This window comes from Actinomadura sp. NPDC047616, from assembly GCF_040642915.1.
Classification (GTDB): domain Bacteria; phylum Actinomycetota; class Actinomycetes; order Streptosporangiales; family Streptosporangiaceae; genus Spirillospora; species Spirillospora miaoliensis.
The window spans coordinates 1-12,849 of the sequence record NZ_JBEYTB010000023.1 but is presented as its reverse complement, the minus strand read 5'-3'; the positions used below and the strand labels follow the sequence as shown (position 1 = coordinate 12,849).

The 12,849-nt window shown below is 71.9% G+C and carries 13 protein-coding genes, 1 tRNA gene and 1 pseudogene; 12 read left to right on the top strand and 3 right to left on the bottom strand.

From position 1 onward, the window contains the following. Window positions 1–74 precede the first annotated feature (74 nt). The 7 genes from ABZ801_RS37415 to htpX all read left to right on the top strand — a co-directional run bounded on the left by ABZ801_RS37415 (window position 75) and on the right by htpX (window position 7,850). Window positions 75–683, top strand: coding sequence for an NADH-quinone oxidoreductase subunit I (locus ABZ801_RS37415; protein WP_360707594.1), 609 nt, complete (start codon window positions 75–77; stop codon window positions 681–683). Next, window positions 680–1,222 carry an NADH-quinone oxidoreductase subunit J gene (locus ABZ801_RS37410; RefSeq protein ID WP_344948779.1) on the top strand — a complete coding sequence of 181 codons (543 nt, stop codon included), beginning with the start codon at window positions 680–682 and terminating at the stop codon, window positions 1,220–1,222. The genes ABZ801_RS37415 and ABZ801_RS37410 overlap by 4 nt, the downstream gene beginning before the upstream one ends. Next, complete coding sequence (gene nuoK, locus ABZ801_RS37405) at window positions 1,222–1,620, top strand: NADH-quinone oxidoreductase subunit NuoK (protein WP_360707591.1); 399 nt, start codon at window positions 1,222–1,224, stop codon at window positions 1,618–1,620. Before ABZ801_RS37410 ends, nuoK begins: the two co-directional genes overlap by 1 nt. Continuing rightward, window positions 1,617–3,761 (top strand): NADH-quinone oxidoreductase subunit L, encoded by a 2,145-nt coding sequence (locus ABZ801_RS37400; RefSeq protein ID WP_360707589.1) that lies wholly within the window; start codon window positions 1,617–1,619, stop codon window positions 3,759–3,761. The genes nuoK and ABZ801_RS37400 overlap by 4 nt, the downstream gene beginning before the upstream one ends. A gap of 5 nt (window positions 3,762–3,766) precedes the next feature. After that, window positions 3,767–5,326 (top strand): NADH-quinone oxidoreductase subunit M, encoded by a 1,560-nt coding sequence (locus tag ABZ801_RS37395; protein WP_360707586.1) that lies wholly within the window; start codon window positions 3,767–3,769, stop codon window positions 5,324–5,326. A gap of 37 nt (window positions 5,327–5,363) precedes the next feature. Further along, window positions 5,364–6,857 carry an NADH-quinone oxidoreductase subunit N gene (locus tag ABZ801_RS37390; protein ID WP_360707584.1) on the top strand — a complete coding sequence of 498 codons (1,494 nt, stop codon included), beginning with the start codon at window positions 5,364–5,366 and terminating at the stop codon, window positions 6,855–6,857. Between the two features lie 138 nt (window positions 6,858–6,995). Further along, a complete protein-coding gene (gene htpX / locus ABZ801_RS37385) occupies window positions 6,996–7,850 on the top strand; it encodes a zinc metalloprotease HtpX (RefSeq protein WP_344948793.1) in 855 nt (284 codons plus the stop codon). Between the two features lie 37 nt (window positions 7,851–7,887). On the opposite strand, the gene map is transcribed toward htpX, so the two are convergent. Next, entirely contained in the window at window positions 7,888–8,652 is a 765-nt protein-coding gene (map, locus tag ABZ801_RS37380; RefSeq protein ID WP_360707580.1) for a type I methionyl aminopeptidase, read from the bottom strand. Between the two features lie 37 nt (window positions 8,653–8,689). Here map and ABZ801_RS37375 point away from each other — a divergent pair, with 37 nt between their 5' ends. Beyond that, entirely contained in the window at window positions 8,690–8,956 is a 267-nt protein-coding gene (locus ABZ801_RS37375) for a helix-turn-helix transcriptional regulator (RefSeq protein WP_360707577.1), read from the top strand. A 74-nt stretch (window positions 8,957–9,030) separates the two neighbouring features. Here ABZ801_RS37375 and ABZ801_RS37370 read toward each other — a convergent pair whose 3' ends face one another. Beyond that, on the bottom strand, window positions 9,031–9,519 hold the full coding sequence (locus tag ABZ801_RS37370) for a YajQ family cyclic di-GMP-binding protein (RefSeq protein WP_344948801.1): 489 nt from the start codon (window positions 9,517–9,519) through the stop codon (window positions 9,031–9,033). Between the two features lie 398 nt (window positions 9,520–9,917). Between ABZ801_RS37370 and ABZ801_RS37365 the strand changes: the two genes are divergently transcribed. Together ABZ801_RS37365 and ABZ801_RS37360 are read left to right on the top strand one after the other, a co-directional pair. Then, window positions 9,918–10,364, top strand: coding sequence for a lamin tail domain-containing protein (locus ABZ801_RS37365; RefSeq protein ID WP_360707574.1), 447 nt, complete (start codon window positions 9,918–9,920; stop codon window positions 10,362–10,364). A gap of 349 nt (window positions 10,365–10,713) precedes the next feature. Then, window positions 10,714–10,795 (top strand) — tRNA-Tyr (locus tag ABZ801_RS37360). Between the two features lie 760 nt (window positions 10,796–11,555). Here the strand turns inward: ABZ801_RS37360 and ABZ801_RS37355 are convergent. Continuing rightward, the gene (locus ABZ801_RS37355; protein WP_360707571.1) at window positions 11,556–11,702 is read right to left on the bottom strand and encodes a hypothetical protein; all 147 of its coding nucleotides are present in this window, start codon (window positions 11,700–11,702) and stop codon (window positions 11,556–11,558) included. Window positions 11,703–12,121: 419 nt separating this feature from the next. Between ABZ801_RS37355 and ABZ801_RS37350 the strand changes: the two genes are divergently transcribed. Beyond that, window positions 12,122–12,670, top strand: a complete 549-nt coding sequence (locus ABZ801_RS37350) for a GNAT family N-acetyltransferase (protein WP_360707568.1) — start codon at window positions 12,122–12,124, stop codon at window positions 12,668–12,670. Between the two features lie 70 nt (window positions 12,671–12,740). Further along, a pseudogene (locus ABZ801_RS37345) lies at window positions 12,741–12,849 on the top strand (IS5/IS1182 family transposase); the annotation flags it as partial.

The following is a 12,849-nucleotide window of genomic DNA, read 5'->3' as shown; positions in this document are numbered from 1 at the left end:
CGGCTCACGTGTGTTGGACGAACGCCGACCCCGTTGCGTTCCCCCACGGCGCTTAGTACGGAATCATGGGGGCCGTGGGACGGCTACCAGGAGGCGGGCTGGCCAAGGGGCTGGCGGTGACGTTGCGGACGATGACGCGGCGGTCCATAACGCGCCAGTACCCGGAGGTCCAGCCGGATCTGCCGCCGCGCAGCCGCGGCGTGATCGCGCTGTTCGAGGAGAACTGCACGGTCTGCATGCTGTGCGCTCGTGAGTGTCCCGACTGGTGCATCTACATCGACTCGCACAAGGAGACGCTGCCCGCCGAGGGCGGCGGACGGCCCCGCACCCGCAACGTCCTGGACCGCTTCGCGATCGACTTCGCGCTGTGCATGTACTGCGGGATCTGCATCGAGGTCTGCCCGTTCGACGCGCTGTTCTGGTCGCCGGAGTTCGAGTACGCCGAGTACGACATCGGCGAGCTGACCCACGAGAAGGAGCGGCTGCGCGAGTGGATGTGGACGGTGCCGCCGCCGCAGGCGCACGACGCGGGGGGCGAGCCGCCCAAGGAGATCGCCGCGTCCGAACGCGCCGCCGCCCGCGGTCCGGGGCGCGGCCCGGCGGGAGGCGCCGCCCGCGGGCCGCGGGCAGGCCGTGACGCGCGGCCGCCGGGACGGGACGAGCCCGGCGGGGGAGGCACATGACCGGGCACGAGATCGTCTTCACGTTGCTGGGCGTGGTCGCCGTCGGTTCGGCCGTGCTCGTGGTCACCACGCGGCAGCTGGTGCACGCGGCCCTGTGGCTGGTGGTGTCGCTGGGGGCGCTCGCCGGCGGCTACCTGGTGCTGACCGCCGAGTTCGTCGCGTGGGTGCAGGTGCTGATCTACGTGGGCGCGGTCGTCGTCCTGCTGCTGTTCGGCATCATGCTGACCCGCGCGCCGATCGGCCGGGCGGCCGACCTGGACTCCGGCAACCGCTGGGTGGCGCTCGGGGTCGCTCTGGCGACGGCGGGCGTGCTGGTGTCGGTGGTGGTCATCGGCTTCCGGGACGCGTACATGCCGATGCGGGCGGGCGGCGGTTCGGCCGACGCGCTCGGCGCCGCCGTGTTCCGCACGTGGGTGCTGCCGTTCGAGGTGCTGTCGGTGCTGCTGCTGGCCGCGCTGGTCGGGGCGATCGTGCTTTCCCGCTCGGACGTCGGCGGACCCGAGGAGAAGGAACCCACGAAGAAGCGGGGCGAGCGCTGATGCACGTCGCCTATCCCACGGTCGTCGCCGCGCTGCTGTTCTCGGTCGGTGTGTACGGGGTGCTGGCCCGGCGCAACGCGATCCTGGTGCTCATGTCGGTCGAGCTGATGCTCAACGCCGTCAACCTCAACCTGGTCGCGTTCGACGTGTGGTGGCGCGACCGGCTGCACGGCGGGCAGGTGCTGACCCTGTTCACCATCGTGATCGCCGCCGCCGAGGTGGGGCTGGGGCTGGCGATCGTCCTGCTGGTGTACCGCAACCGCCGGATGATCGACGTCGACCGGCTGCGCACGCTCTCCGAGGACGGGGCGGCCAGGGCCGAGGTCGGCGACGGCGACGAGGGCGGCGAGCGCGCGGCGGCGGCCGCGCGGGGCGCCGGCGAGGGAGGCGCGACATGATCGCGTTGACCTCCGTCGTCATCCTGCTGCCGTTCGTCGCGGCCTTCGCCGGGATGCTGCTGGGCCCGCGCCTGTCCGAACTGCTCCGCGCACGCGGCCCGCGCCAACCCCGGGAGGCGGCCGAGGCCCCTACCGAGCCTTTCTCCGAAGCACCCGCCCAAGCACCTGCCGAAGCCCAGGCCGAAGCGCCCACCGAAGCACCCGCCGAGGCTGCCTCCGAAGTCTCGGCCGAAGCGCCCGGCGAGGCACCTGCCGAAGCGCCCGGCGAAGCCGCGGCCGGGGCGTCCGCCGAAGTGCCGGGGGGCGGGCCGCGGGCCAGTGAGCGGGCCTGGTGGCGGGCGGCCCTGACGGCGGAGCGTTCGCCGCTGCGCAACGGGCCCGCGCTGATCGCCTGCCTGCCGGTCGCCGTCGCCACCGTGCTCGCGGCGATCGTGGCGTTCGCCGTCTGGCGCACGCCCGGCACGCGCACCGGCACCCTCACCCTCATCGAGACCGGCACCGTCCCGATCGAGATCGGCCTGCGGGTGGACGGGCTGTCGGCCGTCGTCGGGCTGATGGTGTGCTCCGTCGCGCTGGCGGTGCAGGTCTACTCGGTCGCGTACATGGCCAAGGACCCCCGGTACTCCTCCTACGCCGCGTTCATCTCCCTGTTCACCTCCGCCATGCTGCTGGTGGTGTACGCGGGCGACCTCCTGCTGCTCTACGTCGGCTGGGAGGTCATGGGGGTCTGCTCCTACTTCCTGATCGGCCACCACTGGGAGAACCGCGCCAACTCGCGCGCCGCCGTCAAGGCGTTCCTGGTCACCCGGCTCGGCGACGTCGGGTTCCTGTTCGGCGTTTTCGTGCTGGGTGTGGGCGCCCGCTCGTTCGACATCGGCGAGGTGCTGGCGCGGGCCGGGACGCTGCCGCACGCGACGGTCACGGCGGCCGCGCTGCTGCTGCTGGCCGGGGTGGCCGGCAAGAGCGCGCAGTTCCCGCTGCACACCTGGCTGCCGGACGCGATGGCGGGCCCCACGCCGATCAGCGCGCTGATCCACGCGGCCACCATGGTCGCGGCGGGCGTGTACGTCGTGGCCCGCGTGTACGGGGTGTTCCTCGAGGCCCCGGCCGCGCTGACGCTGCTCGGCGTGGTCGCGGTGATCTCGATGCTGGGGTCGGCGCTGGCGGCGCTGGCGCAGGACGACATCAAACGCGTCCTGGCGTACTCGACGATCAGCCAGCTGGCGGTGATGGCGGCCGGACTGGCGGTCGGCGCGTGGAACGGCGCGATCTTCCACCTGCTCACCCACGGGGCGTTCAAGGCGCTGCTGTTCCTGGCGGCGGGCTGCGTGATCCTGACGGCCGGGTCCAACATGCTGCGCCACTACGGCGGGCTGCGCACCGGGATGCCGATCACGTTCTGGTCGATGACGATCGGGCTGGCGGCGCTCGCCGGCGTCCCGCCCGTCAGCGGCTGGTTCAGCAAGGACTCCGTCATCGAGGCCGCCCAGCACAGCGCCACCCACGGCGGCGAAGTCGCCACGACGTCCTCCGGCGGCGTGCACATCCCGGCGGGCGTCGCCTGGATGGTGTACGCGGGGCTGCTCCTGACGGTCGCGGTGACGGCGGCGTACGCCACGCGCCTGTGGCTCATGACGTTCTTCGGCGAGCCGCGCGGACGGTACGAGGTGCACGAGGCGCCCAGGCTGATGGCGTGGACGGTGGCGGCGCTGGCCGTGCCGTCGGCCGTCCTCGGGTTCTTCGGGCTGGGCGCGTCCGAGCTACGGCCGCACCTGGGGCCGGCCCTGCTGGCGCTGCTGTGCGTGGTGGCGGGCGCGGGCGCGGCGTTCCTCGTCTGGAACCGCGACCCCGCCGCCGACCCCGCGCGGGCGCTCGGCCCCGTGCGCGGGGTGTTCGCCCGCGCGTTCTACGTCGACGAGCTGTACGCGGCGGTGGTCGTCCGTCCCGTGCGGGCCGTGGCGCGTCAGGTCGTCACGGTGGACGGACGCGGCATCGACGCGGCGGTCGTCGGCGTCGCCCGCGGCGCGCGCCGTCTCGCCGAACCGCTGCGGCTGCCGCAGAACGGCAACCCGCAGGCCTATCTCACCGGCCTGATCGCCGGGATCGTCCTCATCGCGGCCGGGGCGGTGATCTTCCTGTGATCTTCGTGCTGTTGCTCGCGATCCCGCTGGCGGGGGCGCTGGCGCTGCTGCTTCCGGCCGGGCGTTTCCTGCCGGGCGACGGCGCCGTCCGCCGCTACGGGGTCGGCGTCTCGGGCGCGACGCTGCTGGTGGCGCTGTCGGCGGCGGCCGCGTTCGACTACGGCGACCCCTCGCGCGTCCAGCTGGAGGTCGCCCGCGACTGGGCGCCGGCGATCGGGCTGCGCTTCCACCTCGGCGTCGACGGCATCTCGCTGCCGCTGGTGCTGCTGACCGCGCTGCTGTCGTTCCTGTGCTTCGTGCACGCGATGCGGCACCCGCCACACGGGGCGTCCTCCGACCGCCTGCTCGTCGGGCTGCTGCTGGTGCTGGAGGTCGGGCTGCTCGGCACGTTCGTCGCGCTCGACCTGGTGCTGTTCTTCGTGTTCTTCGAGGTCGTGCTGGTCCCGATGTACGCGGTGATCGCGCTGTGGGGCGGTCCGGGCCGCCGCGCCGCCGCGTACAAGTTCATCCTCTACACGCTGCTCGGCTCCGGCCTGCTGCTGGCGGGCATGCTGCTGGTCGCGGTGAACGCCGGGACGCTCGACATGACCGAGCTGGCCCGCCGGCACGGCGACGGCGTCACGCACGGCGTGCAGATCACCGCGTTCCTGCTGATGGCGCTGGGTTTCGGCGTCAAGGCGCCGATGTGGCCGCTGCACACCTGGCTGCCCGACGCGCACACCGAGGCGCCCACGGTCGGGTCGGTGCTGCTCGCCGGGGTGCTGCTGAAGATGGGCACGTACGGCCTGGTCCGGGTCGCGCTGCCGCTGGCCCCGGACGGCGCCGCGTTCTGGGCGCCCTGGCTCGGGCTGCTCGCCGTCATCGGGATCGTCTACGGCGCCCTGGCCTGCCTGGCGCAACGCGAGCTGAAACGGATGATCGCGTTCTCTTCCGTCGGGCACATGGGCTTCGTGCTGCTGGGCATCGCCACCCTCACCCCGGTCGGGGTGAACGCGGCGCTGTTCGGCAACATCGCCCACGGACTGATCACCGGGCTGCTGTTCTTCCTGGCCGGGGCCGTCAAGGTCCGGTACGGCACCGGCGACCTGGACCGGCTCGGCGGCGGCATGCTCACCGAGGCCCCGCGCCTGGCGTCCGTCCTGACGTTCGCCTCGATCGCCAGCCTGGGCCTGCCCGGCCTCGCCGGATTCTGGGGCGAGATGCTGGCCCTGCTCGGCGCGTACCGGCCGCACGCCGACCTGCCGCGCGAGACGTTCGTCACGTTCATGGTCGTCGGCGGGCTCGGCGCGGTCCTCACCGCCGCCTACTTCCTGCGCATGCTCGCCAAGATCACGCACGGCGCGGTGCCGGGGGACCGCCGCGCCGCCGCCCTGGCCGCGGACACGGAACCCGGTGCACCCGAGCCGGGCGGGACGGCGACGCGGACCCGCGTCGCGCCGATCACCCGCTACGAGTACGCCGCCTGGACCCCGCTGATCGTCCTCACCCTGCTGGTCGGCCTGTGGCCCAAGACGCTGCTGGACGTGACCACCGCCCCGGTCCGCGCGCTGTTCGGAGGCGGCTGATGGCGGGCGGACGGACCACGGCGGAAGGGACGGCCCGATGATCATCCAGAGCATCGACTACGCGGCCGTCGCGCCCGCGCTGATCGTCGCGGTGGCGGCCGTCGCGCTGCTGCTCGGCGACGCGTTCGACGTGCCGCGCCGCGTGCTCGGCTGGGCGTCGTGCGGCGCGCTGGCCGCGGCGCTGGTCGCGGTGGTCGCGCTGGCGGCCGGCGGCGGCCGCCGCGCCACGTTCTGCGTGCCGGGCGGCCTGCGCGGCGACGGCCCGCCGTCCTGCTCCTACGTCGCCGACCACTTCACGCTGCTGTTCCAGGGCGTGGTGCTGGCCGCCGGGGTGGTCGTCGTCCTGCTGTCCCTGGACGAGATCACCCGGGCGAAGATGCCCGCCGGGGAGTACCACTTCCTGCTGCTGGCCGCGACCGTCGGCGCGCTCACCCTCGTCGCCGCCCGCGACCTGGTGCTGCTCGTCGTCGCGCTGGAGACGCTGTCGCTGCCCGTGTTCGCGCTCGTCGGCCTGCGCCGCTACGACGGCGCCGCCACCGAGGCCGCGCTCAAGCTGTTCCTGGTCTCGGTGATCTCCGCGGCCGTCATGCTGTTCGGCGTCAGCCTGCTGTACGGCGCCACCGGCGCCATGCACCTGGACCGGCTCGCGCCCGCCCTGGCCCGCCTGCCCGCCGACCTGGAACCGGTCGCGGCCGCCGGGGTCGTGCTGGTGCTGGCCGGGTTCGCGTTCAAGGTCGCGGCCGTGCCGTTCCACTTCTGGGCGCCGGACGTCTACCAGGGCGCCCCGCTGCCGGTCGCCGCGTTCCTGTCGGTGGTGTCCAAGGCCGCCGGCTTCGCCGGCCTCGCGATCGTCCTGGCGCTCGGGCTGCCCGCGTACGGGCACGTCTGGGGCCCGCTGGTCGCCCTGCTCGCCGCCGTCACCATGACGCTCGGCAACCTGATGGCGCTGCGGCAGCGCACCGCCATCCGCCTGCTGGCCTGGTCGTCGGTCGCCCAGTCCGGCTACATGCTGGCGCCGCTGGCCGTCGGCGACCACCGGCTGCCCGAGGCGGTCGCCGCCACCACCGCCTACGTCGCGCTGTACGCGGTGATGAACATGGGCGCGTTCGCCGTGGTCGTCGCCGTCCAGCGCCGCGGCCCGCACTCGCGCTGGGACACCCTGGACGACTTCCGCGGCCTGGCCCGCAGCAGCCCGGCCGTCGCCGCCGCGCTGGCGTTCTTCCTCATCTGCCTGGCCGGGCTGCCGCCGGGCGTCATGGGGCTGTTCGCCAAGGTCGTGGTGTTCCGCGCGGCCCTTGCCGGAGGCGTGACGTGGCTGGCGGTCGTCATGGCCGTCAACACCGTCATCGGGCTGTACTACTACCTGGTGTGGGCCGTGCGGCTGTTCACCGCCCCGCCCGCCGGGGCCCGGCCGCCCGTGCCGGACACCGGGGTCCCCGTCCGCGCCGCCATCGCCGCCGCGGCCGCCGGTGCCGTGGTGCTGTCGGCGGCGCCGCAACTGGTGCTGCAGACGGTTTCGAGCGTCACCTGACCGACGGCCGTCCAGGGACTTCGCGGCGGGCCTGGGCGGCCCGCCGGGAGGCCCCCTGGGCGCGGCCCGTACACGGGAACGTTTCGCCAGGTCACACCGTTGTCACAGACAGCGGTAAAGCAACGGGAGGCGGCGAAAGTGCACTTCAACGGCGTCAAGACGGCCGCTCTGATCGCGGCCCTGTCGGCGTTGATGCTTCTCGTCGGCTGGGGACTGGGACGCGGCGCCGGGCTGGCCATCGCCCTGCTGATCGCGCTGGTCACCAACGGCGTGGCGTACTTCTTCAGCGACCGGATCGCGCTGCGTTCCATGCGCGCCCATCCCGTCGGCGAGGTCGAGGCGCCCGTCCTGTACCGGGTGGTCCGGGAACTGGCCACCTCCGCGCGTCAGCCCATGCCCCGGCTGTACGTCTCGGAGACCATGCAGCCCAACGCGTTCGCCACCGGCCGCAACCCGCGCAACGCGGCGGTCTGCTGCACGCGCGGCCTGCTGCGCATGCTGGACGAGCGGGAACTGCGCGCCGTGCTCGGCCACGAGCTGTCGCACGTCTACAACCGCGACATCCTCATCTCCTCCGTCGCCGCGGCCATCGCCACCGTCATCACCTACCTGTCGTACCTGGCGATGTTCCTGCCGATCGGCCGGTCGGAGGACGACGACGGCCCCGGCCTCCTGGGCGCCCTGATGCTGCTGATCCTCGGCCCGGTCGCCGCCGCCGTCGTGCAGATGGCCATCAGCCGAACCCGCGAGTACCAGGCCGACGCGTCCGGCGCCCAGCTCACCGGCGATCCCTTGGCGCTGGCCAGCGCGTTGCGGAAGATCGAGGCGGGCACCCGCGCCATGCCGCTGCCGCAGGACCCCGAGCTGGCCACCACCAGCTCCCTCATGATCGCCAACCCGTTCCGCGGCGCGGGCATCGGGCGCCTGTTCTCCACCCACCCGCCCACCGCCGAGCGCATCGCCCGCCTGGAGCGCATGGCCGGCCTCCGCTGAGACGTTCCCGCCTCCCCCGGTGGCGCGTGCGCCGCGTCTAGGGGAGGGTGAGGACGACCGGGCCGTCCGCCGTGACGGCGACGGTGTGCTCGAAGTGCGCGGCGCGGCTGCCGTCCGCGGTGACGACCGACCAGCCGTCCGGCAGCACCTCGGCCGCGTCGCCGCCCTCGTGGAACATCGGCTCGATCGCGATCGTCAAGCCCTCCCGGAGCCGCAGCCCGCGTCCCGGCAGTCCGACGTTGGGCACGTCGGGATCCTCGTGCATCCGCGTGCCGATGCCGTGGCCGCCGCAGCCGCGCAGCACCCCGTACCCAGCCTCCCGGGCCGTGCGCATGATGGCGTACGAGACGTCGCCCATGCGCGCGCCCGGCCGGGCCTGCTCGATCGCGCGCTCCAGCGCCGTGCGGGTGACGTCCATCAACCGCTGGGCCCGCTCGTCGGCCGTCCCCACCGCGAACGTGATCGCGGCGTCCCCGTGGTAGCCGTCGACCTCGGCGCCGCAGTCCACCGAGACGACGTCGCCCTCCTGGAGCACCCGCCCGCCCGGGATGCCGTGCACGACGCCCTCGTTCACCGACACGCAGATCGTCGCCGGGTAGGGCGTCGGCGACCAGCTCGGGTGGTAGTGCAGGAACGACGGCCGCGCCCCCGCCTCCTTGATGCACCGCGCGGCGACCGCGTCCAGCTCCGCCGGCGGAATGCCGGGCTCGGCCGCCTCCCGCACCGCGCGCAGCGCGCGGGCCACCACCCGGCCCGCCTCGCGCATGATCTCCCACTCCCGGGGACTGCGATACGTCACCATGGGCGGAGATAGTAATACCAGTATTAGAATCTTCACCATGGTGCGCACGCCACTGACCTCGGAGCAGCGTGACCGCGGCCGGGCCCTCGGCAAGATCCTGCGGGCCGCCCGGGGCCCGCGCAGCGCCGCCACCGTCGCCGCCGAGGCCGGAATCTCCCTGGACACCCTCCGCAAGATCGAACGCGGCGCCATCGCGGCGCCCGCGTTCTTCACCGTCGCGGCCCTGGCCCGCGTCCTCGACCTGGACCTGGCCGCCCTGGCCCGCGACCTGGAGCCGTTCGACGAATCCCGCCTCGCGGGCTGAACCCCGGCCGCGTTCCGGCCATCTACCTCTACGGGCGCCGGCACCTTCAGCGGGGGAAGGTGCCGGCGGCCCCCTCAGCGGTAGTTGACGAACTGCAGCGCGACGTCGAGGTCCTTGCTCTTGAGCAGGGAGATGACGGCCTGCAGGTCGTCCTTCTTCTTCGAGCTGACCCGCAGTTCCTCACCCTGGACCTGGGCCTTGACGCCCTTGGGCCCCTCCTCCCGGATGATCTTGCCGATCTTCTTGGCGTCCTCCTGGGAGATGCCCTCCTTCAGCCCCACGCCGAGCTTGTACAGCTTCCCGGACGCCTTGGGCTCCCCGGCGTCGATCGCCTTCAGCGACACGCCCCGCTTGACCAGCTTGTCCTTCAGCACTTCCAGCACCGCCTTGGCCCGCTCCTCGGAGTTGGCCTGGATCTCGATGCTCTCCCCGGCCCACCGGATGCCCGCGTCCACGTTCCGGAAGTCGAACCGGTTGGCGACCTCCTTGGCCGCCTGGTTGAGCGCGTTGTCGACCTCCTGCCGGTCGAGCTTCGACACGATGTCGAAAGAAGAATCTGCCACGACACTCAGCCCCTCTGACGTGCGGAAACAATCTGCTTAGGCCCCCGTGGACGCCCGGACCGAAGCGATCGCCCCTCCGGTGCGCCCCCACCTCGCGGATCAGCGTAGCGACCGCGCCCCACCGTCGCCGCGCACGACGACGCGTCCGGCACTCCACCGCCCCCTCGAGCTCCTCCGCCGCCGGTGACCGGTTCGTCTTCCCGGCAAGGGCACAGACGCGTCCCGCCAGCGATCCGCGATCGGAGGCCGGTCCGATCACGACTCGCCGCCCCCGCGCCCCCCGTCGCCCCAACACCCCCTGAGGTTGACAAACCCCTCCGCATCCGGCCATCGCCCTTCATTGCCGACACGTCGCTGATAGACCAGATGTCCCAGCAAGCACAGGGGAGGACAACGGGGTGAAGAGGATCCTGACAACGGGGGCCGCGGCACTCGCCGCGGCGGTCGCGACCGGACTGCTCGCGGCGCCGGCCGAGGCCGCCAGCGCGGTGCAGATCTACCGCGTCTACTACGACTCGCCCGGCAAGGACACCGGGTCGAACAACTCGCTGAACGCCGAGTGGGTGCAGCTGTACAACACCAGCAAGACGGCCCGCCAGCTCAAGGGCTACAAGCTGCGGGACAAGACGGGCTACACCTACACCTTCGGCAGCTTCAAGCTCGGCGGCCGCAAGTCCGTGTACGTCCACACCGGCAAGGGCACCAACACCTCCGCCCACCGGTACTGGGGCCGCGGCTGGTACGTGTGGAACAACACCGGCGACACCGCGTACCTGCGCTACCCGAACGGAACCCTCGCCGACAAGTGCTCCTGGGGCAGCAAGGGCGACTACAAGAAGTGCTAGACCCGCCCCCACCAGAGCGCCCGCCGGCCCCCACACCCCGGCGGGCGCTTCCCCATCTCCACCCACCCTCCCCACCACCCCCCACAACACAAAGACCCCTCAAACCCAACCACCACGTGGCGCGTCCCCCCCGCCCCCCACTAACAAGGTGTGCCGACGCCACCGCCCCGCACCAGCAGCGCCACAGCGAGCAGGCGCCACCCTGGTCCCGTCACAACGTCTCGTACCGAGCTTGGAGGGGCAAGATCAGCCGCCCGCTTGGCACGCCACAGCCCGCCCTCCGCTCCGATGTCACGACCAGTCCCGGGTTCCGCTATCCTTTCCAGAGTCGCCGCAAGGACGACACCAGGGCGGGTTGCCCGAGTGGCCAATGGGAGCGGACTGTAAATCCGTCGGCTTAGCCTACCCAGGTTCGAATCCTGGACCCGCCACCCTCACCCGAAGGGCCTTCCTACCAGGCGGAACACGCCGGAGGAAGGCCCTTCGCTTTCTTACCGTGAGTCCCCGTGAATTCCTCTGTCTCACCGCCCTCACGGGCACGTGTGGGGCACGGCGGGGGCACGCCAAAGAGGCCGTGAGAAGCTCGCTTGCTCCTCCCCTTCGCGCACTGCTGTGGGTGTTTGGTCGCGACGACCTGAGGGCCGCGGCTTCCCCGTGTGCTGACAGGGTCGGGGCCTGCCATGGCCGAAGGCCACCCCTTAGGGGCGACCGGAGGGAGTGGCCGGCGCCGTGGGCGGATTCCAGTCCAAGCGTCATCCCAGGTAGAAGTCGCTGCCCGGCACTGGTTCGCCCTCGGATGTTGTGTCGTGCGTTCCCTTGGCGCGCCTCGTCACCACGGTCCGGAGTGCTCGTCCGCGCGAACGGCGAGACGGTGTGACGGACAGATTCGCGCGGACGAGCACTCCGGCTCGCGGGGGCTGGGGGCCGAGGCCCCCGCTTCGGGCACGTTCAACCCTCTAACGCTCCGGGTCGTCGCGTGCGAGACGCCTTCTTGACGTCCAAGACCTCGGTGACGCGGAACGCCTGTGGGATTGGCACCCCGTTGGGCACGCCGTCCTACTCGGCCGTCGCTGACGTGGTGCACCCCGATCCCTTCGAGTGACGGCATCGACCGCTGATCGTTGCCGAATTCTGCTTTTAGGAGTCAAGAGGCGGCCCCCGGTGGGGGCCGCCTGTGCCTGACCTCGTAGGTCAGCGGGTGGGCCCGAGAGGCTGCGGCCCCTCGGGCTGGTCGGTGGCCGGCGGGGGCGTCTGTGTCTTGGTCCCGTCGTCCGTGTAGGTCCTGTCCACGTCCGGGTCGTTCCAGTCGCCGTCCGGGACGGTCGGGTTGCCGTTCATAGCAATCACCTCGGATGAGATTGTTTGTCAGCGTCTGGCGTGCATAACGCACACACACCAAGTAAGACCGTTCGCCATGGGGGGCGAAGCGCATCACATGAGGACCTTCGTCCCCGTTGAGGGGCGGCGGCGCTCGCGCCGTTGGCGCGGCCCGCCGCCCGCGCCACCGGGGCGTGCGGCGTGGGCGCCGGTTCCCGGTCGCGCGCGCCCGGCCGCGCATCGGTGCCGTCATTCTGCGAGGTCGAGGCACCTTCGTCCGCCGTCAGACGCGCGACGATTAGGACGCGCGATCGGGCCCACAGGCGTATCCGGGCGGCGGGGTGCCTTCGTGTGAGGCGACGGTGTACTCGGGCGGAGATCAAGTTGCATGCCGTCACCAGGCCAAGTGGTCTGGGTGGCGTTCCACATAACGTGGATCCATGTCCGAGCTGCCGTCACGGGTCGTACTGCGCCCCCTTGCCCTCGCCGACCAGGACGAGTTCTGCTCGCTTGTGCGGGCCAGCGCCGAGCTGCACCGACCCTGGGTACAGTTGCCCGCAACCGCGCAGGAGTTCCAGGCCTGGATGCGCCGGTTCGACGACGGCGCCAACCGGGGGTTTCTGGTCCGTGTCCGGAAGACCGGCGACGCCGCCGGCATGATCAACATCAACTCGATCATCCGTGGTCGCTACCAGGGCGCCTCCCTCGGCTATGCCGCCTTCGCCCCGGCCGCCGGACGGGGATACATGACCGAAGGACTCACCCTTGCCCTGCGGCACGCCTTCCACGACCTCAGACTCCACCGGCTGGAGGCCAACATCCAGCCGGCGAACAAGGCATCGCTGGCATTGGTGCAGCGTCTGGGCTTCCGCTACGAAGGGTTTTCGCCCGCCTACCTCTACATCGACGGCGCCTGGCGCGACCATGAACGCTGGGCCATCACCGCACCGAACCCTTGGACGCCCGATCCGTCTCTTCCTGAGGTATGAGCAACGGCCATATATGAGACCCCTAAGGGCTGTCCCGTAACTGCTGGTGATCTTGGTCGTTGATCGTGGTGTGGAGCGGGTGATCAGCGCGGACCGGCCCGGGTGGGTGCCGGTGTTCACCGGCCTGTCGGTGTGTCAGTTCCGCAAGCTGGTGCGGATCGTCGCAGGCCGCGGTGGTG

Coding starts and splice junctions, on each gene's coding strand:
- ABZ801_RS37355 (WP_360707571.1), bottom strand. CDS start 11,702: ATGAACGGCAACCCGACCGTCCCGGACGGCGACTGGAACGACCCGGAC.
- ABZ801_RS37400 (WP_360707589.1), top strand. CDS start 1,617: ATGATCGCGTTGACCTCCGTCGTCATCCTGCTGCCGTTCGTCGCGGCC.
- ABZ801_RS37410 (WP_344948779.1), top strand. CDS start 680: ATGACCGGGCACGAGATCGTCTTCACGTTGCTGGGCGTGGTCGCCGTC.
- nuoK (WP_360707591.1), top strand. CDS start 1,222: ATGCACGTCGCCTATCCCACGGTCGTCGCCGCGCTGCTGTTCTCGGTC.
- map (WP_360707580.1), bottom strand. CDS start 8,652: ATGGTGACGTATCGCAGTCCCCGGGAGTGGGAGATCATGCGCGAGGCG.
- ABZ801_RS37390 (WP_360707584.1), top strand. CDS start 5,364: ATGATCATCCAGAGCATCGACTACGCGGCCGTCGCGCCCGCGCTGATC.
- ABZ801_RS37350 (WP_360707568.1), top strand. CDS start 12,122: ATGTCCGAGCTGCCGTCACGGGTCGTACTGCGCCCCCTTGCCCTCGCC.
- ABZ801_RS37375 (WP_360707577.1), top strand. CDS start 8,690: ATGGTGCGCACGCCACTGACCTCGGAGCAGCGTGACCGCGGCCGGGCC.